This window comes from Stenotrophomonas sp. PvP093, from assembly GCF_017876915.1.
Taxonomy (GTDB): Bacteria; Pseudomonadota; Gammaproteobacteria; order Xanthomonadales; family Xanthomonadaceae; genus Stenotrophomonas; species Stenotrophomonas muris.
In genome coordinates, this window is the sequence record NZ_JAGIOX010000004.1 from 2,810,330 (window position 1) to 2,836,352 (window position 26,023).

Genomic DNA, 26,023 nt, shown 5'->3' on the forward strand with positions numbered 1-26,023 from the left:
ATTCGACCCCATCCGATCAGGCGGGACCGGCCGCGCAGGCAGGTACAATGCGCCATGACTGACTTCTCGACCCTGCCGCTGAGCCCGGCCCTGCAGCCCGGCCTGGATGCCCTCGGCTATACCACCCTCACCCCCGTGCAGGCGCAGAGCCTGCCGGCCATCCTCGATGGCCGTGATGTGATCGCACAGGCACCCACCGGCAGCGGCAAGACCGCCGCCTTCGGCCTGGGCCTGCTGCAGGCCATCGACCCCAGCCTGATCCGCGTGCAGGCGCTGGTGCTGTGCCCGACCCGCGAACTGGCCGACCAGGTCGGCAAGCAGATCCGCAAGCTGGCCACCGGCATCCCCAACCTGAAGCTGTTGCTGCTGGTGGGCGGCGTGCCGCTGGGCCCGCAGCTGGCCTCGCTTGAAGGCCACGATCCGCATGTGGTGGTCGGCACGCCCGGCCGCGTGCAGGAGCTGGCACGCAAGCGCGCGCTGAACCTGGGCGCGGTGCGCACGCTGGTGCTGGACGAGGCCGACCGCATGCTCGACATGGGCTTCGAGGAGCCGATCCGCGAGATCGCCGGCCGCACCCATAGGGACCGCCAGAGCCTGCTGTTCTCCGCCACCTTCCCCGACAGCATCCGCGCCATGGCGCGTGACCTGCTGCGCGACGCGGTGGAAGTGACCGTGGAAGGCGCCGACCAGGCACCGGCCATCCGCCACCTGTTCTGCGAGGTGGAACCGGCGCATCGCCAGAAGGCGCTGGCCGGCCTGCTGCTGAAGTACACGCCGGAATCGGCGGTCGTGTTCTGCAACACCCGCAAGGACGTGGACGAAGTGGCCAACTCGCTGCAGCAGTTCGGCTTCTCCGCACTGGCCCTGCATGGCGACATGGAACAGCGCGACCGCGAGGAAGTGCTGTTGCTGCTGGCCAACCGCAGCTGCAACGTGCTGGTCGCCAGCGACGTCGCCGCGCGCGGCCTGGACGTGGAAGAGCTGGCGGCGGTGATCAACTACGAACTGCCGACCGACGTGGAGAGCTACCAGCACCGCGTGGGCCGTACCGGGCGCGCCGGTGCCAGCGGCCTGGCGATCAGCCTGGTGGCCGGCCGCGAGAAGACCCGCGCCGACGCCATCGAAGCGCAGATGGGGCAGCCGCTGGACTGGCAGAAGACGCCGCTGGCAACCTCGCGCCCGGCCGAACTGCCGCAGGCCGCGATGCGCACGTTGCGCATCGACGGTGGCAAGACCGACAAGCTGCGCCCGGGCGACATCCTCGGTGCGCTGACCGGTGATGCCGGCCTGTCGAGCAAGTTCATCGGCAAGATCGCGATCTTCCCGACCCGCTCCTATGTGGCGATCGCGCGTGAGCAGGCCAACAAGGCCGTGGCCAAGCTGGAAGCCGGCAAGATCAAGGGCCGTCGTTTCCGCGTGCGGATGATGTGATTGAAGCAGCGTTGCCAACTACGGTTGGTAACGATCTGGCCTGGTAGCGGCCAACCTTGGTTGGCCCGTCCATGGCACCCGTCGCGAAAAGTGCTGCCAACCAAGGTTGGCAACGACCGGCTCCCGGCCATTCGCGCTGGCAGGTGCCAACCCTGGTTGGCACCCACCCTTCGGTCAGAACACCAGTTCGGTGTGCAGCGGCAGGTCCGATTCCCAGCGGGCGCGACCTCCGAGGCCGTCCAGTTCGACCAGTACACCGGCGCCGACCACTTCAACGCCCAGGCGGCGCACCAGCGACAGCGCAGCGACCAGCGTGCCGCCGGTGGCCAGCACGTCATCGATGATCACGACGCGGGCGCCGGCCGGCAGCGCATCGGCATGCACTTCGATGCAGTCGCTGCGGTATTCCAGCGTGTATTCCTCGCGCAGGACCTGGCCTGGCAGCTTGCCCGGCTTGCGCACCGGCACGAAGCCGACGCCCAGCTCCAGCGCCATCGCGGCACCGAGGATGAACCCACGCGATTCGATGCCGACCACTGCGTCCAGCTTCTGGTCGCGCCAACGGTCGGCCATCGCGGTGATCGCGCCGCGGAAATCCTCGCCATGGGCGAGCAGCGGCATGATGTCCTTGAACAGGATGCCGGGCTTGGGGAAGTCGGCGATGTCGCGCAGGCGGGAGGCCCACTGCGGAGCGACGATGGCGTCGGTCATGTCACATTGGCTATCTGATGGCGGCATAGGGTACCTGTTCCGGGCGCCGCCTGCCTGCTGGTGGTGTCCGGCCGGGCTGCGCCCGGCACCTGCCGTAGTGCCGGCCGCTGGCCGGCAACCTCAACAGCAACTGCAACTGCAACTGCAACTGCCTGCATCCCGGGGGATGGCGGGGCGGGTCCGGTTGCGGGGGACGCCGTAGATACGTCCGTGTAGGCTCGGTCGCGCCATCCATGGCGCTCACGCCCCCGCAACCGGACCCACCCCGCCTTCGACAGTTTCCTGCGATCTGTCGGAATTGCTCATGGGGTCAGATCCGTTTTACGAAGGAAAACGGATCTGACCCCGGAATTTCATTCGATATCTGACAGATGTGTCGACCAAGGTCGACACCTACCCACAGCCGCGGGAATCTGTCGGAGGTGGGGCGGTGTCGGAGTGCGGGGTGTCAGCCGCATGGATGCGGCTGCCAAGCTTACAGGGACGTACTTGCAGCGTCCCCGCACTCCGACACCGCCCCGCCAAACCACGGAATCCGCTTTTGCTCTGGCTGTTGATCTGGCCTCCGCAGGTGCAGGGCGCAGCCCTGCCGAAACCCACCCTCAGGAACTGCAGGACAGCATCGAGCAACCGGCGCGATTGTCGGCCCACGCCGGGCGCTTGCCAGCGAAGTGTTCCAGGCCGGCACGCTCGGTGTACGGGTCGCGCAGCACGTCCTGCAGTGCATGGACGCCGCCGAGATCCCCCTGCTCTGCGCGGTCGATCGCTTCCTGGGCCAGCCAGTTGCGCAGCACGTACAGCGGGTTGGCCGCTGCCATCTTCGCCTGGCGTTCGCTGGCCGCCAGCGGATCGCGGCGCAGGCGCGCTGCGTAGTCCTGCAGCCAGTGCTGCAGCGGTGCCTGCACTGCCTGTCGCCGCGCCTCGTCGTAGTACACCGCGTCCAGAACCGTCGCATCTGCTGCCGCCGGGTCGATGCGCATCAGTGCGCGCCAAGCCAGGGTCATGTCCATTGCGCCCTCCTGCATCAGCTGTTGCCAGCGCTGGTAGAGCTGCAGGTCATCATCGTCGGCAGCAGCCAGCCCCAGCTTCGCTGCAGCATCGCGACGCGTGCAGGCCACGAACGTGGACTGGTAAGCCGCCAGGCCTGCCTGCAGCGGTGCGACATCGGCGAACAGCGGCGACAGCGCCTGCGCCAATCGGCTCAGGTTCCAGTACGCCACCTGCGGCTGGGTGCCGAAGCGGTAGCGGCGCCCCTGGGCGTCGGTGGTGTTCGGCGTCCAGTCCGGATCGAAGTCCTCGACCCAGCCATAGGGGCCGTAATCCAGCGTCACACCGAGCACGGACAGGTTGTCGGTGTTCATCACGCCGTGCACGAAGCCGACACGCATCCAGTGCGCGATCATCTCGGCGGTGCGCACCGCGATCTGCGCGAACCAGTCGCCGTACAGCGCCTCGCCCTGCCCCTGCAGTTCGGGGAAGTCGCGGGCGATGCAGGCATCCACCAGCTGCTGCAGCAGGGCGGTTTCACCGCGCGAGGCCGGCAGTTCGAACGAACCGAAGCGCAGGAACGACGGCGAGACCCGGCATACGATGGCGCCTGGCTCGGCACGCGGATGGCCGTCATAGAACATGTCGCGCACCACGTCCTCACCGGTGCCGACCAGTGACAACGCGCGCGTAGTCGGCACGCCAAGGTGATGCATCGCCTCGCTGCACAGGAATTCGCGGATCGATGAGCGCAGCACTGCCCGTCCATCGCCCCCCCGCGAGTACGGCGTTGGCCCGGCCCCCTTCAACTGCAGCTCCCAGTGCTGGCCATCCGGCGCAACCAGCTCACCCAGCGAAATCGCACGCCCGTCGCCGAGCTGGCCGGCCCAGTGGCCAAACTGATGGCCACCGTAGTTGGCTGCCCACGGTTGCATGCCGGCGTACAGCGCATTGCCGCCGAATACCTGCGCGAAACCTTCGCTTTCGACTTCAGCGGTATCGAAGCCAAGCATTTCGGCGACGTCCGGCGCCCAGGCCAACAGCGTGGGCGCCGTCACCGGGGTCGGCATCACGGGCGACCAGGCGGCGCCCAGCACTTCGCGCCTGCGCGGGCCGGATTCGGGGTCGCCCGGCAGGGTGTGCAGCAGGCGGTTGTCGAAACGGGGAGTGTCGGTATCCATGGTGCTGGAGATGAGGGCGACGGCCGCCCTCCTCAATTGCCGCCGAGCGCCTGCAGGTGGCCGCCGTGGGCCTCGGCACGCTGGTAGGCCGGGCGTTCACCGATACGCTTGAGGAAGCCACGCAGTGCCGGTTTGTCGTCCAGGCCACCACCGCGCGCGGCAGCGGCCTGGATCGGGAAGCTCATCTGGATGTCGGCCGCACTGAAACGCTCGCCGGCAAACCACGGGCTTTCGGCCAGGCGGCGCTCCATCCAGTCCAGGTGCAGGCGCCGCTGCGGGCCGATGAAGCCGCGCTCGGCCTTGTCGGCAATGCTGCGTGCGATCGGGCGCGCGAAGAACGGCATCGGCGCGTTGCGTATGCGGCCCATCACCAGGGTCAGCAGCAACGGTGGCATCGCCGAGCCTTCGGCGTAGTGCAGCCAGTAGCGGTAAGCGATGCGTTCGGCCCCGTCTGCCGGCATTGGTGACGGCGACAGCTGGCGTTGCGTGTCGTAACGGTCAGCGAGGTAGTCGAGGATCGCGCCGGACTCGGCCAGTACCAGCTCACCATCCTGCAGTACCGGAGACTTGCCGAGCGGATGCACGTTGCGCAGTTCCGGCGGCGCCAGCAGCGTCTTCGGATCGCGCGGATAGCGGCGCAGTTCGTAGTCCAACCCCAGCTCCTCCAGCATCCACAGCACGCGCAGCGAACGGGAGTTTTCCAGATGGTGGACGATGCGCATGGGGGTGATCCCTTGGGGAGACGCGCATCGTACCGCGCCGGCTGCATGTCCTTTGTAGAGTTGAGCCATGCTCGACTGTCTTTGGGCGCAGTCCAGCATGGCTCGACTCTACAAAAAAAACGGCGGGCAATAAAAAACGCCGGAAGCTTTCGCTTCCGGCGTTCTGGCTACCCAACGGTAGCAGACGGATTAGACCGCCTGCACCTGGTCAGCCTGCATGCCCTTCTGACCCTGGACGGCGATGAAGGTAACCTTCTGGCCTTCCTGCAGGGTCTTGAAGCCGGTGCCCTGGATCGCGCGGAAGTGCACGAACAGGTCCGGGCCGCTTTCCGGGGTGATGAAGCCGAAGCCCTTGGCGTCGTTGAACCACTTGACGGTACCGGTCTGACGTTCAGACATTTTTACTAACTCCTGAAACACATGTTGAAAAAAATCGCAGCCACCGGGTATCGGGGCCGAGACTGAGTTGCAGGCGTTGGTAAAGCGGATCGATGAGCGGATCGTGAGATCAACTGCACCAGGCCACGATTCACGGTGACCCTAGCAAACACAGTGGCTCGCACGATACGCGTGTTTTCTGCAAAAAGCGATAGCCCCGACGTTCATGGGAATACGTCACCCGCTAGGCGTGACAAGGGTTGGCAGCCTCTCGCGGCTAACTCCGAGTCCCCATTCAGGTTTTTCCTACCCTACACTGGGTAAATGACTGAAGCTGAAACCCCCGCTGAACACGCCTCTCCCCGCATCTGGGTGGATGCGGACGCCTGTCCCACCGTCATCCGCGACACCCTGTTCCGTGCGGCTGAACGGGTCGGGATCGAACTGACCTTGGTCGCCAACCAGTGGATCCGCACCCCGCCCTCGCGCTGGCTGCGCTCGATCCAGGTGCCGCAGGGGCTGGACGTGGCCGACAGCGCCATCGTCGAGCGGGTCGCCGCGGGGGACCTGGTGGTCACCCAGGACATCCCGCTGGCCGCGCTGGTGCTGAAGAAGCAGGCCGTCGCGCTGAACCCGCGCGGCCAGTTGTACACACCGAACAACATGGCCGAGCGACTGTCGATGCGCAATTTCATGGAGGAACTGCGCGGCGCCGGGGTCCAGACCGGCGGACCGCCGCCCCTGGGCCCCCGCGACCGGCAGCTGTTCGCCGCCGAGCTGGACCGCTGGCTGGCGCGACGCCCGGCCCGCTGAGCGCCTGGCCGCCCTAAGCCGGAAGGCTCAGGCTGCGGCCGCTGCTGAACATCCGTCGTGCACCACTCAACGGGTCATCGAAAGCCAGGGCCCGCGCCAGCAGCTGCAGCGGCGCCTCGGCTACGTCCGGTGCCCGTTGCCGAAGCTGCGGGTACAGGTCGTCACCCATGATCGGCGCCCCCAGCATGGCCATGTGCACGCGCAGCTGATGCTTGCGGCCGGTTTCCGGCAGCAGGCGGTAGCGCCAGATCGGCCCTTCGGCCTCGATCAGCTCGATCCGGCTGCGCGCATTGGCCTCGCCGGGCACTTCGGCCATGCGGAAGAACGGCTCGCCCGGCACCAGGCGGCTGTACCGCTGCAGCGGAAACTCCCGCCCCGGCAGCGCCGGTGCCAAGGCCTCATAGGTCTTTTCGATGCGCCGCTCACGGAACAGGCGCTGGTAAGCATCGCGCGACGCACGCTGGGTCGAGAACAGCACCAGCCCGGCCGTCAGCCGATCCAGCCGGTGCAGCGGCACCAGATCGGCATTGCCGGTGCGGGCGACCAGCCGCGCCAGCAGCGTCTCGCGTACATGCCCGCCCGCCGGTGTCACCGGCAGGAAATGCGGCTTGTCGGCCACCAGCAGGTGCGCATCCAGATGGACGATGGTTTCGGTGAAGGGGATCACCGGTTCGTCGGCCACCTCGCGGAAGTACTGGATGTCCAGCCCGACCTGCCAGGGCATGTCCGCAGTGAGCGCCCTGCCCTGCGCGTCCAGCACGCGGCCGCGCGCGAAGCGATCCTGCCATTGCGCGCGCGCGATGCGCGGAAAACGTGCACACAGGCCATCCAGCAGGGTGGCCCAGGGGCCGGGCGGCAGCTGCAACCGGCTGGGCAAGCTCATGGCGTCCACTCCGGCCACGGGAAAGAGCGCAAGAGTGCCACCGTTGACGGTGCGCAGACAGTCCGGCCACGGACACCCCCGGAGCAAACCTCTATCATTGTCCTCTTTAGTCCACGGATCCCCCATGGCTCTTACCGCCACCATCCGCAAGGCCGAACTGCAGATCAGCGACATGGATCGCGGCTACTACGCGACCCACAACCTGACCCTGGCCCAGCATCCGTCCGAGACCGACGAGCGCCTGATGGTGCGCCTGCTCGCCTTCGCGCTGAACGCCGGCGATCGCCTGGAGTTCGGCCGCGGCCTGAGTACCGATGACGAGCCCGATCTGTGGGAACACGACTACACCGGCGACATCCTGCAGTGGATCGACCTGGGCCATCCGGACGAATCGCGCATCCGCAAGGCCAGCAATCGCAGCCGCCAGGTGCAGGTGGTCAACTACGGCGGCAACGCCTCGGAGATCTGGTGGGGCAAGCAGGGCAAGGGTCTGGCGCGCTTCGACAATCTTTCGGTGGTTGATCTGGACGGCGAATTCGTCGAGCGCTGGGGCCAGCAGATCCAGCGTGCCATGCGTTGGAGCGTGCTGATCCAGGACGGCGAAGTGCAGCTGCTCAACGACCAGATCCAGCTCGACGTGATCCCGGACTGGCGCAAGCGCGCCAAGGCATGAGCACCATCCGTTGCGATGTGGTGGTCATCGGTGCCGGCGCAGCCGGGCTGATGACCGCGATCACTGCCGGCCAGCGCGGCCGCCAGGTGCAGGTGATCGACCATGCCAACAAGGTCGGCAAGAAGATCCTGATGTCCGGCGGTGGCCGCTGCAACTTCACCAACACCGGCACCACCCCGGCCAACTTCCTGTCGGCCAACCCGCACTTCTGCAAGTCGGCGCTGGCCCGCTACACGCCCTGGCATTTCATCGAGCTGGTGCACAAGCACGGCATCGCCTATCACGAAAAGGAACTGGGGCAGCTGTTCTGCGATATCTCGTCCAAGCAGATCGTGAAGATGCTGGTGGACGAGTGCCAGGCGGCCGGCGTACAGATCCGTACCGAGTGCAGCGTGCAGCGCATCGAGCACGGCAGCGATGGTTTCCGCGTGCACACCACCCAGGGCCTGTTCCATTGCGCCTCGCTGGTGGTTGCCACCGGTGGCCTGTCGATTCCCAGCATGGGGGCCAGCGGCTTTGGCTATGAGGTGGCCCGCCAGTTCGGCCACCAGGTACTGCCGACCCGCGCCGGGCTGGTGCCGCTGACCCTCAGCGGCAAGCACCAGGAGCGGCTGGCCGACCTCAGCGGCGTCGCACTGCCGATCGAGGCGCGCTGCAACGGAAAGAGTTTCCAGAACTTCATGCTGCTGACCCACCGTGGCGTAAGCGGCCCGGCCATCCTGCAGATTTCGTCGTTCTGGCAGCCCGGCGATGCGCTGGAGCTGGACCTGTTGCCGGGCCAGGATGCCGGCGAGTGGTTGCGCCAGATGAAGCGCGACCGCCCGGCCGCCGAGCTGCGCACGGTGCTGGGCGAGGTACTGCCGAAGCGGCTGGCGCAACGCCTGTGCGAGCACTGGCTGCCCGACCGGCCCGTGCGCCAGCTGGACGAGCCGGTGCTGCGCCAGGCTGCGCAGCTGCTGGGCGCATTCCCGCTGGTGGCCAGCGGCACCGAAGGCTACCGCACCGCCGAGGTCACCCTGGGCGGCGTGGACACCGCCGAAGTGTCATCCTCGACGATGGAATCCAAGCGCGTGCCCGGCCTGCACTTCGTTGGCGAGGTGCTGGACGTGACCGGCTGGCTGGGCGGCTACAACTTCCAATGGGCCTGGGCCAGCGGCCACGCAGCGGGCGGCGTGGTGTGAACCACTTCGCCGTTCGAGGCGCGCCAGGGGTGCGCGCATGGACGGTTCGCCGCGCATCGTGTATCTAGATTCGCAGATTGGGGAGCAGTGCATGCAGAACGCGAACGACATCACCATCCGCCTGCTGATCGTCGATGACAGCGGCGAGAATGCCGAAGCCATCGTCAGCACCCTGCGCAACAGCGGCATCGCGGTACGCCCGTGGCGCCCGCAGGATGCGGCCGAGCTGGCCCAGGTGCTGGCCAGCCAGGCCATCGACCTGGTGCTGGCCTCGCCTTCGCAGGGCATCCCGCTGCAGCTGGCGGCCCAGCACATCGCCGCCAGCGGCAAGGACATCCCGCTGGTGCTGCTGGCCGAGCGCATCGACGAGGACGAACTGGTGCAGGCCAGCAGCCATGGCATCCGCGCCCTCGCCCTGCGCCAGCGCCCCGAGCATCTGCTCGCCGTGGTCCGCGACCAGTGGGTCGACCTGCAGGCGCGTCGCGGCCTGCGCCGGATCGAGGCGCAGATGCGCGAGACCGAGCGCCGCTGCGACGCGCTGATCGCCTCCTCGCGCGACCCCATCGCCTATGTGCATGAAGGCATGCACATCCGCGCCAACGACGCCTATCTGGAGATGTTCGGCTACGAGCATTTCGAGGACATCGAAGGCATTTCGCTGCTGGACATGGTCGCCGCCCAGCACGTGGAGGGCTTCAAACAGCTGCTCAAAGGCCTCAGCCGTGGCGAGGCGCCGCCGCCGCAGTACCAGCTCGACGCGCGCCACGAGGACGGCAGTTCCTTCCCGGCGACGATGGAATTTGCCGCGGCCACCTACGAGGGCGAGTCCTGCCTGCAGGTGGTGCTCCGCCGCCGCATGGAGTTCGACCCCGAGCTGGCACGCGAGGTCGAGGACCTGCGCCAGCGCGACCAGGTCACCGGCCTGCTCAATCGCCCGACCTTCATGCTGCAGCTGGAAAGCGCGGTGGCCCAGGCCGGGCGCAGCGAGGGTCAGTTCGGCCTGCTGCTGATCGAGCCTGACCACTACGCGCGCCTGCTGCCGGATATCGGCCTGGCGTCGGCCGACATCCTGATCGGCGCTCTCGCCGCCCTGCTGGCCGAGGTGGTCGGCGAGGACGCGCAACTGGCCCGCTTCGGCGAACACAATTTCGCCGTGCTGCAGGCCGGGCCCTACGCGCAGACCGTGGCGCTGGCCGAGCGCATCCGCGAAGCCTATGCCGCACATGTCTTCAGCATCGGCGCACGCTCGGCCACGGTGACGGTCAGCATCGGTGGCGTGCAGGTGGGCGAGAAGATCGCCAGCATCGGCCAGGTGCTGGCGCGCGCCAGCGACTGCACCCAGGCCGCCGCCGAACTGGGCAACACCTGCCGCATCTTCGACCCGGCTGCCGCCGACCGTGTCGAGGAAGAACGCGTACAGCGCTGGGTTGCGCGCATCCGCGAGGCGCTGGCCGGCGACGGCTTCCAGCTGCACTACCAGCCGGTGCTGAACCTGCAGGGCGAGCCACTGGAGCTGTACGAGGCCTACCTGCGCCTGGAGAACAATGGCGAGCTGCTGAGCCCGACCGCGTTCCTGGGCATCGCCGAGGAACACGGCCTGTTGGCCGACATCAACCGCTGGGTGGTCTCGCAGGCCATCGCGGTGCTCGGCCAGCGGGCACGCGAGGGCAACGCCACCCAGGTGCTGGTGAAGGTGACGCCGGAATCGTTCGACGACCCGCAGATGATCGCCACGCTGCGCCGCGAACTGCAGGCACAGGGCGTGCCCGGCGAACGGCTGTGGCTGCATGCGCCGGAAGCGAAGGTCTTCACCCACCTGCGCAGTGCGCAGCAGTTCCTAGCCGAAGTGGCGCCGCTGGGCTGCCGCATCGGCCTGGAGCAGTTCGGTTCGGGGCTGGATTCATTCCAGCTGCTGGCCCACTTCCAGCCGCAGTTCCTCAAGCTGGACCGGGGCTTCACCAGCGACCTGGCCGCCACGCGCGAGAACATCGACCGCATCAGCCAGATCACCGCGCGCGCACAGGAAGCGGGTATCCGCACCATTGCCGAGTTCGTCAGCGATGCCAACTCGATGACGCTGCTGTTCAGTGCCGGCGTGGATTACGTGCAGGGCGACTTCGTCGGCCCGGCGCTGCCGGAGATGGGCTTCGAGTTCGGGTGACGCCTCTCTGTAGAGCCGAGCCACGCTCGGCTGCGGGACTCAAGCGAAGAGCAGCCGAGCATGGCTCGGCTCTACACAAACGAGAAGGCCGGCGTTCGCCGGCCTTTTCGTTGATCAGGTCATGTCGACCAGATTTTCGATCTTCACGTCCGGATTGACGTCGGCCTCGTAGTCCACGCCCTCCACGCCGAAGCCGAACAGGCGCAGGAAGTCGGCCTTGTAGCCGGCCAGATCGCTGATCTCGTACAGGTTCTCGTTGGTCACCTGCGGCCACAGCGCGACCACCCTGCCCTGCACATCTGCGGCCATTTCCTTGTAATCGGCGCGCAGGCGGCCTTCCTCATCGATCAGCGCAACGGTGCGGCCATCGCCATCGACCAGGTCGTGGCGCAGGCGATCGATCGCCACGCCGTCGGCCTTGCCGCCGTAGAGGATGTCGTACAGCACGTCCAGCTGTTCGATGCAGCCTTCGTGGGTGCCCTTTTCCTTCATCACCTTGAACAGCAGCGACAGGTACAGCGGCATGGTCGGAATGGCCGAGCTGGCCTGGGTCACCACCGCCTTCAGCACCGATACGCGTGCATCGCCACCGATCTTGGCCAGCTTCTCGCGCAGGCCCAGCACCTTGGTGTCCAGGTCCTTCTTGGCCGCACCGATCGAGCCATTCCAGTAGATCGCCTGGGTGATCTCTTCGCCCACGTAGGTGAAGGCGGTGGTGGTGCAGCCGTTGGCCAGCACGCCGGCATCGGCGAGCGCGTCGATCCACATCTGCCAGTCTTCACCGCCCATCACCGCGACGGTACCGGCGATCTCTTCCGGGGTAGCCGGCTGCAGGTGGGTCTCGGTCAGCACTTCCTTGTCGGTATCCAGGCCACGCAGGGTGATCGGCTCGCCGATCGGCTTCAGCGAGGAGCTGATGATCTCGCCGGTCTTCGGATGCTTGCGGCGCGGCGCCGCCAGGCTGTAGACAACCTGGTCGACCTGGCCGAGATCGGCCTTGATCATTTCGATGGTCTTCGCCTTCACTTCATCGGAGAAGGCATCGCCGTTGATGCTCTTGGCATACAGGCCGGCTTCGTCGGCGTACTTGTGGAACGCAGCCGAGTTGTACCAGCCCGCCGTGCCCGGCTTGGTCTCGCTGCCCGGCCGTTCGAAGAAGATGCCGAGGGTGGCGGCGCCACTGCCAAAGGCAGCGGTGATGCGCGCGGCCAGGCCGTAGCCGGTCGAGGCACCGATCACCAGCACCCGCTTGGGACCGTTCTGGATCGGTGGGCGCGCGCGGATGTAGTCGATCTGCTGCTTGACCGCGGCCTCGCAGCCGGTCGGGTGGGTGGTGACGCAGATGAAGCCGCGGACGCGCGGTTTGATGACCATGGATACCTCGGGTTGGCAGATGCGGCGCACGGGGCGCTCAGCAGGAATACGGGCGCGCGCCTGCGCGCGCGAACCGCAGGATCGTAGTGCGCGGGGGACGATTGCACAACCGACGCTGGCGTAGGGTGAGGTTTGTTTTGCAGGGTTGCACCCTGCACACGCGGTAGTGCCGGCCGCTGGCCGGCAACCTCAACAGCAGCGTCAAAAGCTGAGTTCCTGTGGGTTGGCGGGGTGGATCCGGTTGCGGGGGGCGCTGCAAGTACGTCCATGTAAGCTCGGTCGCCGCATCCATGCGGCTCACGCCCCCGCAACCGGACCCACCCCGCCTTCGACAGATTTCCGCGACCTGTCGGGACAGCATTCTTCTCTGGTGGGTGTCGACCTTGGTCGACACGGTAGATCTGGTTCCAGTCTGATTATCGATATCTGACAGATGTGTCGACCAAGGTCGACACCTACCAACAGCCGCAGGAATCTGTCAGAGGCGGGGCGGTGTCGGAGTGCGGGGTGTCAGCCGCATGGATGCGGCTGCCAAGCCTACACGGACGTACTTGCGGCGTCCCCGCACTCCGACACCGTCCCGCCCAACCACGGAATGCACTCTGTTGCTGTTGCTGTTGCCGGCCAGCGGCCGGCACTACCGGGGGTGCAGGGCTGCAAGCCCTGCACACAAAAAACCCCGCTTGCGCGGGGTTCTCTGTGTGCCGCGTGCAGCAGATGCTTACGGGCGACGGGCCAGGGCCTCGACGTCCTTCGCCTTCGGCAGCAGGTCCTGCTTGCTGACGCGCAGGAAGCCGATCGTCAGCATCGGCACCGCGACCAGGATCGAGGACAGCACCACGATCACCGCACCGATCATGTGCGTCTCGGCCAGGCCTTCCATCGACGCACCGCCGTACAGGTACAGGGCAAGCGCCGACAGGAAGAACATCACCGCGGTGATCACCGTACGCGACAGCGTCTGGTTGATCGAACGGTTCAGCACCTCCATCGAGTCCACGCGCAGGCTGCGGAAGTTCTCGCGGACGCGGTCGAACACCACGATGATGTCGTTGATCGCAAAGCCCATCACCGACAGCAGGCCGGCCAGCACGGTCAGGTCGAACTCACGGCCCAGCAGGGACACGTAGGCGACCGTCACGATCAGGTCGAACATCGCCACGATGCTGGCGGTGACCGCGAACTTCCATTCGAAGCGCACCGCGATGTAGATCAGGAAGCCGGCCAGCATGAAGATGGTGGCGTACAGGCCGTTCTTCGCCAGGTCCTTGCCGATCTGCGGGCCGACGAATGCGGTACTCATCACCGTGGCCTGGTTGTCGGCGCTGGACAGCACCTTCACCACGGCCGCGGCGGTGGCCTTGTCCTCGGCAGCGGCATCACCGGTGCCCGGCGCATGCTCGCCGTGCGGCGCCAGGCGGATCAGCAGGTCGGTATTGCCACCGACGCTCTGCACCTGGGCACCGTCGAAGCCGTTCTGCTCCAGCTTGGCGCGGACCTGCTCGACGTCCACGGCCTTCTCGAAACGCGTTTCGATCAGGGTGCCGCCGGTGAAGTCCAGTGCGTAGTTGAAGCCCTTGATGCCGATGATGGCGACCGAGGCCAGGAACACCACGATGGTGACTGCCATGGCGACATGGCGCCAGCGCATGAAGTCGATCTTGGTGTCGTTCGGGAGGATGTGCAGCGGAAACAGTTTCATTGTGCGTGTCGTCCCGTCAGATGGCCACGTTCTGGAGCTTCTTGCGACGGCCGTAGATCAGCGTCGCCAGCGCACGCGACACGGTGATCGCAGTGAACATGGAGGCGAAAATACCGATGATCATGGTCAGCGCGAAGCCCTTCAGCGGACCGGTACCGAATGCGAACAGCGCCACGCCGACGATCAGGCCGGTCAGGTTGGCGTCGAGGATGGTGCCCGAGGCACGCTCGTAACCGGTCACGATCGCGGTCTTGCCCGGCACGCCGGCGCGCAGTTCTTCACGGATACGCTCGTTGATCAGCACGTTGGCGTCCACCGACAGGCCCACCGACAACGCCAGGCCGGCGAAGCCCGGCAGGGTCATGGTGGCGCCGAACAGCGACATCACCGCCACCACGATCAGCAGGTTGAACAGCATCGCCGCCGAGGTGATCACACCGAACATGCGGTAGTAGATGCTGAAGAACACCAGGGTGAACAGGAACGCGAACACCACCGCGCGCATGCCGTTCTTGACGTTCTCGGCGCCCAGGCTCGGGCCGACCACGCGCTCTTCGACGAAGTCCATCGGCGCGGCCAGCGAGCCGGACTTCAGCAGCTTGGCCAGGTCCTCGGCTTCCTTCTTCTGCAGGCCGGTGGTCTGGAAGTTCTTGCCGAACACGCCGTTGATGTTGGCCACCGAGATCACTTCCTCGTTGACCTTGAAGCCACGCACTTCCTGGCCGTCGACGACGGTCACGGTCGGCACGCGTTCGGTGTAGACCACCGCCATCGGCTTGTTCACGTTGGCGCTGGTGAAGTCGAACATGCGCTGGCCGCCGACATTGTTCAGCGTCACGCTGACGGCCGGGGAGCCACTGTTCGAATCGGTCACCGCCTGCGCGCCGACCATCTGGTCACCGGTGACGATCACGCGCTTGTTCAGCAGGATCGGGCCGCGGCCATCACGCTGCTGGTAGACCTTCGCTTCCGGCGGGATGCGGCCGGAATTGATGGCGTCCTGCGCATTGCCCTCGACCACCGCGCGGTACTCCAGGGTGGCGGTGGCACCGATCATGCGCTTGGCTTCGGCGGTGTCCTGCACGCCCGGCAGCTGCACGACCACACGGTCGGCACCCTGGCGCTGGATGATCGGCTCGGCCACGCCGAGCTGGTTCACGCGGTTGCGCAGGGTGTTGATGTTCTGCTCGATGGCGCCGTTGGCGATCTGCGTGATCTCGGTCTCCGGCACGGTGACCGTGATGCGGTTGCCGCTGACGTCATAGCCGAGCGTCGGCTGTGCCTTGACCAGGGCGGCACGGGCACGCTGCGCGGCGTCGTCACCGGCGGACGGGCTCAGGTTGGCCACGATGCTGTTGTCCGCACGGCGCTCCACCGACTGGTAGGCGATGCGTGCGTCACGCAGGGTGCTGCGCACGTCTTCGGTGTAGGCATCCAGGCGCTTGTCGAGGGCGGCCTTCTGGTCGACCTGCAGCACGAAGTGCACGCCACCCTGAAGGTCCAGGCCGAGCACCATCGGGCGACCGCCCAGCCGTGCCAGCCAGTCCGGCACGGTCGAGGCCAGGTTCAGGGCCACCGTGTACTTCTCGCCGACGGTGTCGCGCAGGGCATCGCTGGCCGCAGACTGCGACTTCAGGTCCGGCAGACGGACGATCAGGCTTTCCCCTTCCTTTTCGGCACCGATGGCAGTGACCCCGGCCTTCTTCAGGTCGGCCAGCACACGGTCGCGCAGCGCATCGTCGATCTGCCCGCCACGGTTGGCGGTGATCTGGAGGGCCGGGTCCTTCTGGTAGATGTTGGGCAGCGCGTACAGCGCACTGAGCGCCAGTACGATCAGGATGACGACGTACTTCCAGCGTGGAAATTCGAGCATTGCTTGGGTCCCGCGCGGCGCCATCCCCGGCGCCGCGGTTGTGCTTCGGAAAGGGAGTGGCTTACTTGGCCGAATCCAGGGTGCCGGTCGGCAGCACGCTGCCGACAGCGCCCTTCTGCACGCGGATGCGCACGTTCTCGGCCACTTCGATGGTGATGAAGTTGTCGCCGATGTCGGTGACCTTGCCGGCGATGCCACCGTTGGTCAGCACTTCGTCGCCACGCTTGATCTTCTCCAGCATGGACTTGTGTTCCTTCTGCCGCTTCATCTGCGGGCGGATCATCAGGAAGTACATGATGGCGATCAGGATGATCGGGAACAGCAGCGTGGTCAGGCCCATGCCCTGCGGTTGGCCGCCGGCGGCCTGGGCGTGGGCGGCGGGAATCAGGAAAGCAAGCAGGTTCATCGTTGGTCCTTTGGTTGGGCGGCGCTCCCGTCCCTTCAGGGACGGGGGTGTCGACCGCGGATCTGGGTCAGCCTTGAAGTATGCCACGGCCCCGGGCGTTCGTCCTTGGGCCGTTTGGCAGGGGGCGTTCGGGTTACAGCGGCGGGGCCACCGCCCCGCGTGCCGCGTAGAAGGACTCACGGAAGGCCAGGAAGGTTCCCGCCTCGATCGCCGCGCGGATGTCGGCCATCAGCTTTTCGTAGTAGAACAGGTTGTGCAGGGTGCCCAGCATCGGCGCCAGCATCTCGTTGCAGCGGTCCAGGTGGCGCAGGTAGGAACGGGTGTAGCCGCCGGTGCAGGCCACGCAGCCACAACCCGGCTCGATCGGGTCCATGTCCCGCGCGTACTGGGAGTTGCGGATGCGGACGGTGCCGAACGAGGTGAAATAGTGGCCGTTGCGGGCGTTGCGGGTCGGCATCACGCAATCGAACATGTCCACGCCACGTGCGACACCCTCGACCAGGTCCTCCGGCCGGCCCACGCCCATCAGGTAGCGCGGGCGGTCGCCCGGCAGCTCCGGGTCCAGGTGGTCGAGCATGGCGTTGCGCTCGTGCTCCGGCTCGCCCACGGCCAGGCCGCCGATGGCGTAGCCGTCGAAGCCGATCGCCTGCAGGGCGTCGGCCGAGCGGCTGCGCAGGTCGGTATGCACGCCGCCCTGGACGATGCCGAACAGGGCCGCGTCGTTGCCCAGTTCGTCATGCGCGTTGCGGCTGCGCTGCGCCCAGCGCAGGCTCAACTCCATCGAACGGCGGGCAACGTCCTCGGTGGCCGGGTACGGGGTGCATTCGTCGAAGATCATCACGATGTCCGAATCGAGCACCTTCTGGATCTTCATGCTCTCCTCGGGACCGAGGAAGACCCGTGCGCCGTCGGTCGGCGAGGCGAAGGTCACGCCCTGCTCGGTGATCTTGCGGCGGTGCGCCAGCGAGAACACCTGGAAGCCGCCGGAGTCGGTCAGGATCGGGCCATCCCAGCGGCAGAAGCCGTGCAGGCCGCCGTGGTCGGCGATGATGTCCAGGCCCGGGCGCAGGTACAGGTGGAAGGTATTGCCGAGGATGATCTCGGCGCCCAGCGCGCGCACCTGGTCCGGCAGGATGCCCTTGACCGAGCCATAGGTCCCCACCGGCATGAAGGCCGGCGTTTCCACCGTGCCACGCGGGAAGGTCAGGCGGCCACGGCGGGCACGGCCGTCGCGGGTCTGGAGCTGGAACTGCAGTCGGGACATGGAGCGGTCATTGGGGCAAATAGTTGCCTATTGTCTCCCAAGAAGGCGTGCGCACCAAGGTGCGCACGCACAGGGGGCCCCTGCCCTCCCGGGGCGCGCTACCCCGCCTGCGGGAACAGCAGCATCGCGTCGCCGTAGCTGAAGAAGCGGTAGCGCTGCTCGATCGCGTGCTGGTAGGCCTCGAACACGCGCTCCTTGCCGGCAAACGCGGAGATCATCATCAGCAGCGTGCTTTCCGGCAGGTGGAAGTTGGTCACCATCGCGTCCACGCTGCGGATGCGGTAGCCGGGGGTGATGAAGATCTGCGTCTCGCCGGCGAACGGCAGCAGCTCGCCATCGCGCATCGCGCTTTCCAGCGCGCGCACCACGGTGGTGCCGACGCCGATCACGCGGCCGCCGGCGGCGCGCGTGCGCCGCACCTGCTGCACCAGTTCGGCACCGACATTCAGCCACTCGCGGTGCATCACGTGGTCCTTCAGGTCTTCGGCACGCACCGGCTGGAAGGTGCCCGCGCCCACGTGCAGGGTGACGTGGCCGAACTCCACGCCCTTTTCCTTCAGTGCGGCCAGCAACGGTTCGTCGAAATGCAGGCCCGCGGTCGGTGCCGCCACCGCGCCCACTTCACGCGCGAACACGGTCTGGTAGCGCTCGCGGTCGTCCACGCCCGGCTCGCGCTGGATGTACGGCGGCAGCGGCAGGCGGCCGGCGTGCAGCAGCCACTGTTCCAGCGATTCGGGCACATGGAACTGCAGCACATAGAACTCGCCATCGCGGCCCAGCACCTCGGCCTCGCCGCCGGCATCCAGCGCGATACGGCTGCCCGCCTTCGGCGACTTGCTGGCACCGACCTGCGCACGGGCCTGCTGGCCACCGAGCAGGCGCTCGATCAGGATCTCCACGCGGCCGCCGCTGGCCTTCTGCCCGAACAGGCGCGCCGGGATCACCCGGGTGTCGTTGAACACCAGCAGGTCGCCCGGCTGCAGCAGCGACGGAAGGTCACGCACCTGCAGGTCGGTGAACGCGGCGGGGGCTTGCGGCACCAGCAGCAGGCGGCTGGCGGAACGCTCGGCCAGGGGCGCCTGCGCGATCAGTTCGGCCGGCAGGTCGTAGTTGAAATCGGACTTCTTCAAGGCAGTGGGCGGCAACAGGTCGACAATGGCGCGCATTGTACGTCCAGCGTCTGCGAGCCGGCGTGCTTCGCGGCGAACGTCGCGCAAAATGCTGCTATGCAGCAGGTTTTTGCGGGGTTATCGCGCAAAAAAACAAGTGCTAGCATCGAGTCGGAAGTCCGCTGCACGAGCCTGCCCCCAAGCGCGCGTTGACGCGCGTTTTGCTTTTGAAGGCCCGTGCGACCCATCGTTTCAGGAGATCTGCAATGAGCTTCATCGAACGCCTCGCCCCCCTGCGCACCCAGCCCGGCACCCGCCTCACCACCGGCCTGGACGACGCCACCCTGACCGCCCTGTCCGTCCGCCACCCGCAGCTGATCGCCGCAGTGGATGCCGCCGCCGAGGAGTTCGCGCGCGTGCAGGCCGACCTGGGGCCGCTGCTGGCGCAGGACGAACAGGCGCAGATCGACGCGATGCAGGACGGCTTCGTCAATTTCTACGCCGATGATGCAGTGACCCCGTACGTGGCGCTGGCCGCGCGTGGCCCCTGGGTGGTCACCCTGAAGGGCGCGGTGCTGTACGACGCCGGCGGCTACGGCATGCTCGGCTTCGGGCATACCCCGGATGCCGTGCTGGAGGCGATGGCACGCCCACAGGTGATGGCCAACATCATGACCCCCAGCCTGTCGCAGCAGCGCTTCATCACGGCCCTGCGCGCCGAGATCGGCCACCGCCGTGGCGGCTGCCCGTTCGCGCGCTTCATGTGCCTGAATTCCGGCTCCGAGGCGGTCGGCCTGGCCGCGCGCATCGCCGACGTCAACGCCAAGCTGCAGACCGACCCGGGCGCGCGCCACGCCGGCGCCACGATCAAGCGCGTGGTGGTCAAGGGCAGCTTCCATGGCCGTACCGACCGCCCTGCCCTGTATTCCGATTCCAGCCGCAAGAGCTACATGCAGCACCTGGCCAGCTACCGCGGCGAGGATTCGGTGATCACCGTGGCGCCGTACGACGAGACCGGCCTGCGCAAGGTGTTCGAGGACGCCGCACGCAACCAGTGGTTCATCGAGGCGGTGTTCCTGGAACCGGTAATGGGCGAAGGCGACCCGGGCCGTTCGGTGCCGCCGGCGTTCTATGCCGTGGCCCGTGAGCTGACCCGTGCGCACGGCAGCCTGCTGCTGCTGGACTCGATCCAGGCTGGTCTGCGCGCGCATGGCGTGCTGTCGGTGGTCGATTACCCGGGCTTCGAAGGCCTGGATCCGCCGGACATGGAGACCTACTCCAAGGCGCTCAACGCCGCGCAGTACCCGCTGTCGGTGCTGGCGGTGACCGAGCACGCCGCGCAGCTGTACCGCAAGGGCATCTACGGCAACACCATGACCAGCAACCCACGCGCGCTGGACGTGGCCTGTGCCACCCTGGCGCAGCTGACCCCGCAGGTGCGTGCCAACATCGCCGAACGCGGTGCCGAGGCCGTGCGCAAGCTGGAACAGCTCAAGAGCGAACTGGGTGGCCTGATCACCAAGGTGCAGGGCACCGGCCTGCTGTTCTCCTGCGAGCTGGCCCCGCAGTTCAAGTGCTACGGCGCCAATTCCACCGAGGAATGGCTGCGCCAGCACGGCATCAACGTGATCCACGGCGGCGAGAATTCGCTGCGCTTCACCCCGCACTTCGGCATGGACAGCGATGAGCTGGACCTGCTGGTCGGCATGGTGGGCCGCGCCCTGCGTGAAGGCCCGCGTCGCGAACAGGCGGCTGCCGCGTAAGCCTGCTTGGCGTTTGTAGAGTCGAGCCATGCTCGACTCAGCCTTTGCCGCGATCTGAACGAAGCGCAGCCGAGCGTGGCTCGGCTCTACAGAAGGCCTGTCAAGGCCTCATAATCCACCGACACCCCGTCCCTGACCGCCCTGCGGTTGGCGACGGGGCGTTTTCGTTTCCGGCCAAGAGACAGGAAGATCCATGAAATCGATCTGTGTGTACTGTGGTTCCAACGCTGGCAGCAAGCCGGCCTACACCGAACGCGCCATTGCCCTGGGTGATCGCATCGCCCGTGACGGCCTGCGCCTGGTGTATGGCGGCGGCAACGTCGGCCTGATGGGAACCGTGGCCAATGCCGTGCTCGCCGCCGGCGGGGAGGTGACCGGCGTGATCCCGCGCCAGCTGGCCGACTGGGAAGTGGCCCACCGCGGCCTGACCGAACTGGAGATCGTCGGTTCGATGCATGAGCGCAAGTCGCGCATGTTCGACCTCGCCGATGGCTTCGTCGCCCTGCCCGGCGGCTTCGGCACCATGGAAGAGATCTTCGAGATGCTGACCTGGCGCCAGCTGGGCATCGGCAACAAGCCATGCGCCTTCCTCGACGTGGAAGGCTTCTACGCCCCGCTGATCGGCATGATCGATCGCATGGTGGAAGAGCGCTTCCTGCATCCGGACCAGCGCCAGGACCTGTGGTACGGCTCGGACATCGAGGAAATGCTGGAGTGGATGCAGAACTATCAGCCGGCCCAGGCTTCCAAGTGGATCGACGAGAAGCGTCGCTCCGCCCTGCGCTGAGGCGACCCGGCGCGGTGGCTCAGGCCACCGCGCCGTCCCACGGCGCCGGGCGGCCCAGCAGGTAGCCCTGGCCGTAGTCGCAACCAAGTTCGCGCAGCGTCTGCCGCTGCGCTTCGGTCTCGATGCCTTCGCCGATGGTTTCGATGCCCAAGGTGCGGGCCAGTGACAGCACGCCCTCGACCAGCGCGCGCGTGCTCTGCACTTCCGGCCCATGCAGGCCGGCGATGAAGCTCTGGTCGATCTTCAACGTGCTGATCGGGAAGCGGTGCAGGTAGGACAGCGCCGAGAAGCCGGTACCGAAATCGTCCAGCTGCACCTGGATGCCACGCTCGCGCAGGCCCTGCAGGATGCGCAGCGTGTGCGGGCCATCATCCAGCAGCGCCACCTCGGTAATCTCCAGGCGCAGCCGGCGTGGGTCGGCGCCGCATGCATCGAGCAGACCGAACAGGCGGCCACTGAACTCGGCCGAGCGGAAATGGCGTGGCGATACGTTCACCGAGACATAGCCGTGGCCGCCTTCGGCCAGTCCCGCGATGACCTGTTCGTAGATCAGCCAGTCGACCTGCTCGATCAGGCCGCTTTCCTCGCCCAGCTCCAGGAACGCCCCGGGCAGCAACAGGCCACGACGCTCGTGGCGCCAGCGCAGCAAGGCCTCGTGCCCCACCACTTCGCCATCGGACAGGCGCACGATCGGCTGGTAGAACGGCACGAAGTCGCGGTTGTTGATCGCACGCCGCAGATCCGCTTCCAGGTCCAGGCTGCGCATCGCTTCTTCGCGCATGTCTTCGTCGAAGATCGCGCAGCGGTCATGACCCTGCGCCTTGGCCCGGTACATCGCCGCGTCTGCGTCGCGCAGCAGTTCTTCACCGGTCCGGTAGCGCGGGTTCCACAAGGCGATGCCCAGGCTGCCGGACGGGAACAGTTCGCGCCCGGCGATCCACATCGATTCCTGCAGTGCCAGCAACAGCCGCTGGCCGAACTCCAGCGCCTGTGCCAGCCCCTGCGGACACTGCAGCAGCACCGCGAACTCATCGCCGCCCAGCCGCGCCACCACGTCATCGGTGCCGGCCATCGATACGATGCGCTTGGCCACCTCCACCAGCATGCGATCTCCGGCAGCGTGGCCGATGCTGTCGTTGACCAGCTTGAAGCGGTCCAGGTCGAGGAACAGCACGGCAAACACCGGCCCACCCTCGCGCTTGGCCAGCGCCAGCGCATCCTGCAGGCGATCAAGCAGGTGCAGGCGGTTGGGCAGGCCGGTCAGCGCATCGTGCATGGCCTGATGGGTCAGGCGCTGCTCGGCACGCAGGCGCTCGCCGATCTGCCCGAGCAGCTTCTCGTTGACCTCGGCCAGCTCGCGGGTACGTTCCTCCACGCGCTTTTCCAGCTCGGCATGCGCCGAACGCAGCTGCTGCTGGTCGCGCTGGCGCGCCAGCCCGGTTCCGATGTTCTGTGCAACGAAGGTCAACAAGCGCTGATCGTGCACGCTGAACGTGCTGTTCTCGCTGTAGCTCTGCACCACGATCGCGCCGACCACCTCGTCATCGCGCAGCAGCGGCACACCCAGCCAGCAATGCGAACGTGCGCCCGATTCGCGTACTTCGCCGCTGGCCAGCAGTGCGTCGATCTGCTGCCGCGAAGCCAGCAACGGACGCCGGTTGCGCACCACGTACTCGGTCAGGCCGCGGCTGAACGGGCGTGGCGCACGGCTGGCGTTGTGCTCGTCCACCGAGTAGACGAAGTCCAGGCCGCTGCCGGCCCCGTTCACCAGCGCGATGTAGAAATTGCGCGCGTCAAGCAGGCGCCCGACCACGCCATGCACCTGCCCGTAGAACTGGGCCAGGCTGTCGGCCGACATCGCCATCTCGGCGATGTTGTACAGCGCGGTCTGCAGCTGCTCTGCGCGGCGGCGCTCGGCCACTTCATCCTGCAGGCTGTGGTTGGCACGCTGCAGCTCCAGCGTGCGCCGCTCCACCTGCTGTTCCAGCCGGACCTGCGCCTGGCGCCGGTCCATCGCGGTCTGCACGTGCTGCGCGACAAAACCCAGCAGCGCCCGCTCGGCCTCGCCATAACGGGCCGCCAGCTCATAGCTCTGCACCACGATGGCGCCGCATACCCGGCCATCGCGCAGCATCGGCACGCCCAGCCAGTCGAGGCTCTCCGGTCCACGCTGCGGGTCGTGCTCCTGCTCGACCACGCGCGCCAGCAACTCGCGCGAGGGGCCGCTGAGCGGCTTGCCGTGGCGCAGCAACGCCACGGTCAGGCTGCGCGGCATCTCGTCGGCGTCATGGCTCTGCGACGGATCGGCGACGAAGTCATCGACCTGGTCGGCGAAGTACAGGAAGCGGATCTGGTCACGGACATCGTCGTACTCGACGATGTAGCAGTTTTCCGCGTACATCAGCGTGCCAAGCACGCCGTGCACGTGACGCAGCATCTCCGACATCTCCAGGTCGGCGCCAGCCAGATCGGCGATCTGGAACAGCGCCTGCTGCAGCCGTTCAGCTTCTTCCAGCGCCTTGATCTGCCCGGCCTGGCGACCGCGCTGCAGCGCCAGCTCCATGGCCTGCCGGGCCAGCCCCCACCACGCCGCTGAAGGCACGGCACCTTCGACCGACAACTGCAGGCGGGCACCGTCATATTCCCAGCCATGGCAACCGTTGCCCACGCCGGGCACCGTCAATGCGTCGGCCGCCGCGACAGCCGGCCAGCCGCCCTGTCCGCGGCCCAGCTGCGGGTCATCCCAGCCAACGCGGACCACGGCCGAGTCCGGCAGCAGCGCATGCAATGCGCGCACCAGCGCCGTGCTCAGCACGGCCTCGTGTGGTGGCTCTTCCGCCGGTTCAACGTGCGTGGACAAATGACAATCTCTCGGCGCCGTCTGTGCGTCGCCTCCCCTGAGCCGCCGAGCATAGCGCGCCACCCGGGGGGCAATGGAAGCCCGTAAACCCCGAATCGTGCGCCCGTACGTTTTTCCTCCTGCCCGTAGCCGCTTCCACGCCATGAACCTCGCCCTGCCCGCCCCCGTCGCCGGCTATGCGCCACCGCCTGCAGGCCTTACCCTGTACGCCGTGGAAGCCAGCGCACTGCCAACCGATGAAGCCTTGATGCTGGCCTGGGCCGGTGGCGACCTGCGCGCGTTCGAAAGCCTGTATGCACGCCATCGCAAGCGCCTGTTCGGCTTCCTGCTGCGGCAACTGCGCGACAACGCGTTGGCCGAGGAGATCTTCCAGGATGTCTGGCAGCGGGTGATCAGCGCGCGCGCGGGCTGGCAGCCTGACGCTGCATTCAGCACCTGGCTGTTCCGCATCGCCCACAACCGCCTGAACGACCACTGGCGGGCCGCTCGCCATCGCCCTGCCGCACCGGCCGACGCCGACCTGCGCCTGGCCGCGATCGAGGACGGGCAGACCCCGGAAGCCGAGCTTTCCGAATTCGAACAACGTCGCCGCATCCAGCTGGCGATGGAGCAACTGCCGCCCGAGCAGCGCGAAGTGCTGCAGCTGCGGCTGGATCAGGAACTGAGCCTGGAGGAGATCGGCCAGATCACCGGCGTAGGCCGGGAAACCGTGAAATCGCGGCTGCGCTATGCGATGGACAAGCTGCGTGCGGGATTGAACGCATGAACCGAGACGAACCGCTGACGCCGGAAGAACGCGAGCTGGCGCGCCTGCTCGGCCGTCGCGTCGAACAGGCCCCGCCGGCCGCGCTGGACGCCACCATCCTGGCCGCGGCGCGCGCTGCCGTGCACGCACCGGCGGCCGATGCTGCTGTCTCCGCCGAGGCGCCGCGCAGGCAGCGCACACGTCCGCGTTGGCCGGCGGTGTTCGGCATCGCCGCCTCGATGGTGTTCGCCATCGGCATCGCCTGGCAGCTGCGCCCGGAACCGCCGCCGGTTCCGGCAGGCGAGGCCGCTGTTGCTGCGGCGCCCGCTGCGGCAGACGTCGCGGCCGCCGATCAGGCCGCTGGGAGCAGTCCAGCCGACAGCGCGGTTGCCGCATCGGAAACGGCCACCGAACCTGCAGCACCCGAGGCGGCCCCTGTTGCTGCTCCCCCGGCACCGTCCGTCGCGCGGGTAGCCAAGCCTGCGCCGACCGAGACTGCTGAAGCTCCGGCCCAGGCTGCACGATCGATGGCGGCGGATGCGGCCGCCGATACGTCCTTTGCGGCGCTCCCGCCTGGTCCGGCCGCCGCACCGGCAGCGGCACCGCCCGCGCCTCCCGCACCGGCTGCCTATTCGGCACCTGCACCGGCATTGGCGCCGGCCCCGGCAGGGGAGCTGAAAGCGCGCACCGCCGAGGCGCCAGTGGCCAACGCTGCCGATGCGGAACGGGCGCAGGCACTGGATCGGGTAGAGATCACCTCGATGAAGCGGCCGGCCCCGAGCCGCTCCGCGCCCGGCGTCATGCGCCGCGGCGCCGACGCGCGGCTCAGTGCGGATGCCGTGCAGGCCGAGGTGGACGCCGATGCACAGCTGCCGCGACGGCAGTGGCTGCAGAAGATCCGCGCGCGCCGCGATGACGGCCAGCGCGACCTGGCTCGCGCCAGCCTGGAGCGCTATGTGCAGCAGTATCCGGAAGCACGCCTGCCGCGCGACCTGCGCCCGCTGCTGGACGACTGAAGC

The 26,023-nt window shown here is 67.3% G+C and carries 21 protein-coding genes; 9 read left to right on the forward strand and 12 right to left on the reverse strand.

All coding sequences use genetic code 11. The features are described 5' to 3' along the window. Nucleotides 1–54: 54 nt before the first annotated feature. Nucleotides 55–1,431, forward strand: coding sequence for an ATP-dependent RNA helicase DbpA (dbpA, locus tag J3A72_RS15420; RefSeq protein WP_014646838.1), 1,377 nt, complete (start codon nt 55–57; stop codon nt 1,429–1,431). Nucleotides 1,432–1,605: 174 nt separating this feature from the next. Here the strand turns inward: dbpA and J3A72_RS15425 are convergent, their stop codons facing one another. The 4 genes from J3A72_RS15425 to J3A72_RS15440 all read right to left on the reverse strand — a co-directional run bounded on the left by J3A72_RS15425 (nt 1,606) and on the right by J3A72_RS15440 (nt 5,431). Further along, on the reverse strand, nt 1,606–2,142 hold the full coding sequence (locus tag J3A72_RS15425; protein WP_049405272.1) for an adenine phosphoribosyltransferase: 537 nt from the start codon (nt 2,140–2,142) through the stop codon (nt 1,606–1,608). Nucleotides 2,143–2,744: 602 nt separating this feature from the next. Beyond that, nucleotides 2,745–4,310 (reverse strand): YdiU family protein, encoded by a 1,566-nt coding sequence (locus tag J3A72_RS15430; protein WP_075077180.1) that lies wholly within the window; start codon nt 4,308–4,310, stop codon nt 2,745–2,747. 32 nt (nt 4,311–4,342) lie between these two features. After that, the gene (locus tag J3A72_RS15435) at nt 4,343–5,032 is read right to left on the reverse strand and encodes a glutathione S-transferase (protein WP_014646835.1); all 690 of its coding nucleotides are present in this window, start codon (nt 5,030–5,032) and stop codon (nt 4,343–4,345) included. Between the two features lie 189 nt (nt 5,033–5,221). Next, nucleotides 5,222–5,431, reverse strand: coding sequence for a cold-shock protein (locus J3A72_RS15440; RefSeq protein ID WP_005416210.1), 210 nt, complete (start codon nt 5,429–5,431; stop codon nt 5,222–5,224). Between the two features lie 303 nt (nt 5,432–5,734). Between J3A72_RS15440 and J3A72_RS15445 the strand changes: the two genes are divergently transcribed. Further along, nucleotides 5,735–6,223 carry a YaiI/YqxD family protein gene (locus J3A72_RS15445; RefSeq protein WP_075077179.1) on the forward strand — a complete coding sequence of 163 codons (489 nt, stop codon included), beginning with the start codon at nt 5,735–5,737 and terminating at the stop codon, nt 6,221–6,223. A gap of 13 nt (nt 6,224–6,236) precedes the next feature. Here J3A72_RS15445 and J3A72_RS15450 read toward each other — a convergent pair whose 3' ends face one another. After that, nucleotides 6,237–7,106: a pseudouridine synthase gene (locus J3A72_RS15450; protein WP_014646833.1), complete on the reverse strand. Its 870-nt coding sequence runs from the start codon at nt 7,104–7,106 to the stop codon at nt 6,237–6,239. Nucleotides 7,107–7,230: 124 nt separating this feature from the next. Here J3A72_RS15450 and J3A72_RS15455 point away from each other — a divergent pair, with 124 nt between their 5' ends. From J3A72_RS15455 to J3A72_RS15465, 3 genes are all read left to right on the forward strand, one after another. Next, a complete protein-coding gene (locus J3A72_RS15455; protein WP_049441891.1) occupies nt 7,231–7,779 on the forward strand; it encodes a YaeQ family protein in 549 nt (182 codons plus the stop codon). Continuing rightward, complete coding sequence (locus tag J3A72_RS15460) at nt 7,776–8,960, forward strand: NAD(P)/FAD-dependent oxidoreductase (protein WP_032960467.1); 1,185 nt, start codon at nt 7,776–7,778, stop codon at nt 8,958–8,960. The genes J3A72_RS15455 and J3A72_RS15460 overlap by 4 nt, the downstream gene beginning before the upstream one ends. Before the next feature lie 91 nt (nt 8,961–9,051). Continuing rightward, entirely contained in the window at nt 9,052–11,121 is a 2,070-nt protein-coding gene (locus J3A72_RS15465) for an EAL domain-containing protein (protein WP_046430216.1), read from the forward strand. 114 nt (nt 11,122–11,235) lie between these two features. Here the strand turns inward: J3A72_RS15465 and fabV are convergent, their stop codons facing one another. The 6 genes from fabV to queA form a co-directional block, all read right to left on the reverse strand. After that, on the reverse strand, nt 11,236–12,495 hold the full coding sequence (fabV, locus tag J3A72_RS15470; RefSeq protein WP_041863324.1) for an enoyl-ACP reductase FabV: 1,260 nt from the start codon (nt 12,493–12,495) through the stop codon (nt 11,236–11,238). A gap of 721 nt (nt 12,496–13,216) precedes the next feature. Then, entirely contained in the window at nt 13,217–14,197 is a 981-nt protein-coding gene (gene secF / locus J3A72_RS15475; protein ID WP_014646828.1) for a protein translocase subunit SecF, read from the reverse strand. A gap of 16 nt (nt 14,198–14,213) precedes the next feature. Beyond that, the gene (secD, locus tag J3A72_RS15480; protein WP_075077178.1) at nt 14,214–16,070 is read right to left on the reverse strand and encodes a protein translocase subunit SecD; all 1,857 of its coding nucleotides are present in this window, start codon (nt 16,068–16,070) and stop codon (nt 14,214–14,216) included. A gap of 61 nt (nt 16,071–16,131) precedes the next feature. Next, nucleotides 16,132–16,476 carry a preprotein translocase subunit YajC gene (yajC, locus tag J3A72_RS15485; RefSeq protein WP_014036867.1) on the reverse strand — a complete coding sequence of 115 codons (345 nt, stop codon included), beginning with the start codon at nt 16,474–16,476 and terminating at the stop codon, nt 16,132–16,134. Nucleotides 16,477–16,609: 133 nt separating this feature from the next. After that, nucleotides 16,610–17,740, reverse strand: coding sequence for a tRNA guanosine(34) transglycosylase Tgt (gene tgt, locus J3A72_RS15490; RefSeq protein ID WP_014646826.1), 1,131 nt, complete (start codon nt 17,738–17,740; stop codon nt 16,610–16,612). A gap of 98 nt (nt 17,741–17,838) precedes the next feature. Further along, a complete protein-coding gene (gene queA / locus J3A72_RS15495) occupies nt 17,839–18,906 on the reverse strand; it encodes a tRNA preQ1(34) S-adenosylmethionine ribosyltransferase-isomerase QueA (protein ID WP_014646825.1) in 1,068 nt (355 codons plus the stop codon). Nucleotides 18,907–19,115: 209 nt separating this feature from the next. On the opposite strand from queA, the gene J3A72_RS15500 reads away from it, so the two are divergent. Both J3A72_RS15500 and J3A72_RS15505 read left to right on the forward strand, forming a co-directional pair. Then, nucleotides 19,116–20,612, forward strand: coding sequence for an aminotransferase class III-fold pyridoxal phosphate-dependent enzyme (locus tag J3A72_RS15500; RefSeq protein ID WP_049408221.1), 1,497 nt, complete (start codon nt 19,116–19,118; stop codon nt 20,610–20,612). A gap of 193 nt (nt 20,613–20,805) precedes the next feature. After that, complete coding sequence (locus tag J3A72_RS15505; RefSeq protein ID WP_014036864.1) at nt 20,806–21,399, forward strand: TIGR00730 family Rossman fold protein; 594 nt, start codon at nt 20,806–20,808, stop codon at nt 21,397–21,399. 19 nt (nt 21,400–21,418) lie between these two features. Here J3A72_RS15505 and J3A72_RS15510 read toward each other — a convergent pair whose 3' ends face one another. Further along, nucleotides 21,419–24,259, reverse strand: a complete 2,841-nt coding sequence (locus J3A72_RS15510) for an EAL domain-containing protein (protein ID WP_069117163.1) — start codon at nt 24,257–24,259, stop codon at nt 21,419–21,421. A 247-nt stretch (nt 24,260–24,506) separates the two neighbouring features. Here J3A72_RS15510 and J3A72_RS15515 point away from each other — a divergent pair, with 247 nt between their 5' ends. After that, complete coding sequence (locus J3A72_RS15515; RefSeq protein WP_229653773.1) at nt 24,507–25,025, forward strand: RNA polymerase sigma factor; 519 nt, start codon at nt 24,507–24,509, stop codon at nt 25,023–25,025. Further along, nucleotides 25,022–26,020 (forward strand): hypothetical protein, encoded by a 999-nt coding sequence (locus J3A72_RS15520; RefSeq protein WP_075077177.1) that lies wholly within the window; start codon nt 25,022–25,024, stop codon nt 26,018–26,020. The genes J3A72_RS15515 and J3A72_RS15520 overlap by 4 nt, the downstream gene beginning before the upstream one ends. Nucleotides 26,021–26,023: the final 3 nt, after the last annotated feature.

Bases quoted from the DNA above. Each gene is read 5' to 3' on its own strand.
- dbpA (WP_014646838.1), top strand. From the start codon at position 55: ATGACTGACTTCTCGACCCTGCCGCTGAGCCCGGCCCTGCAGCCCGGC.
- J3A72_RS15425 (WP_049405272.1), bottom strand. From the start codon at position 2,142: ATGACCGACGCCATCGTCGCTCCGCAGTGGGCCTCCCGCCTGCGCGAC.
- J3A72_RS15430 (WP_075077180.1), bottom strand. From the start codon at position 4,310: ATGGATACCGACACTCCCCGTTTCGACAACCGCCTGCTGCACACCCTG.
- J3A72_RS15435 (WP_014646835.1), bottom strand. From the start codon at position 5,032: ATGCGCATCGTCCACCATCTGGAAAACTCCCGTTCGCTGCGCGTGCTG.
- J3A72_RS15440 (WP_005416210.1), bottom strand. From the start codon at position 5,431: ATGTCTGAACGTCAGACCGGTACCGTCAAGTGGTTCAACGACGCCAAG.
- J3A72_RS15445 (WP_075077179.1), top strand. From the start codon at position 5,735: ATGACTGAAGCTGAAACCCCCGCTGAACACGCCTCTCCCCGCATCTGG.
- J3A72_RS15450 (WP_014646833.1), bottom strand. From the start codon at position 7,106: ATGAGCTTGCCCAGCCGGTTGCAGCTGCCGCCCGGCCCCTGGGCCACC.
- J3A72_RS15455 (WP_049441891.1), top strand. From the start codon at position 7,231: ATGGCTCTTACCGCCACCATCCGCAAGGCCGAACTGCAGATCAGCGAC.
- J3A72_RS15460 (WP_032960467.1), top strand. From the start codon at position 7,776: ATGAGCACCATCCGTTGCGATGTGGTGGTCATCGGTGCCGGCGCAGCC.
- J3A72_RS15465 (WP_046430216.1), top strand. From the start codon at position 9,052: ATGCAGAACGCGAACGACATCACCATCCGCCTGCTGATCGTCGATGAC.
- fabV (WP_041863324.1), bottom strand. From the start codon at position 12,495: ATGGTCATCAAACCGCGCGTCCGCGGCTTCATCTGCGTCACCACCCAC.
- secF (WP_014646828.1), bottom strand. From the start codon at position 14,197: ATGAAACTGTTTCCGCTGCACATCCTCCCGAACGACACCAAGATCGAC.
- secD (WP_075077178.1), bottom strand. From the start codon at position 16,070: ATGCTCGAATTTCCACGCTGGAAGTACGTCGTCATCCTGATCGTACTG.
- yajC (WP_014036867.1), bottom strand. From the start codon at position 16,476: ATGAACCTGCTTGCTTTCCTGATTCCCGCCGCCCACGCCCAGGCCGCC.
- tgt (WP_014646826.1), bottom strand. From the start codon at position 17,740: ATGTCCCGACTGCAGTTCCAGCTCCAGACCCGCGACGGCCGTGCCCGC.
- queA (WP_014646825.1), bottom strand. From the start codon at position 18,906: ATGCGCGCCATTGTCGACCTGTTGCCGCCCACTGCCTTGAAGAAGTCC.
- J3A72_RS15500 (WP_049408221.1), top strand. From the start codon at position 19,116: ATGAGCTTCATCGAACGCCTCGCCCCCCTGCGCACCCAGCCCGGCACC.
- J3A72_RS15505 (WP_014036864.1), top strand. From the start codon at position 20,806: ATGAAATCGATCTGTGTGTACTGTGGTTCCAACGCTGGCAGCAAGCCG.
- J3A72_RS15515 (WP_229653773.1), top strand. From the start codon at position 24,507: ATGCTGGCCTGGGCCGGTGGCGACCTGCGCGCGTTCGAAAGCCTGTAT.
- J3A72_RS15520 (WP_075077177.1), top strand. From the start codon at position 25,022: ATGAACCGAGACGAACCGCTGACGCCGGAAGAACGCGAGCTGGCGCGC.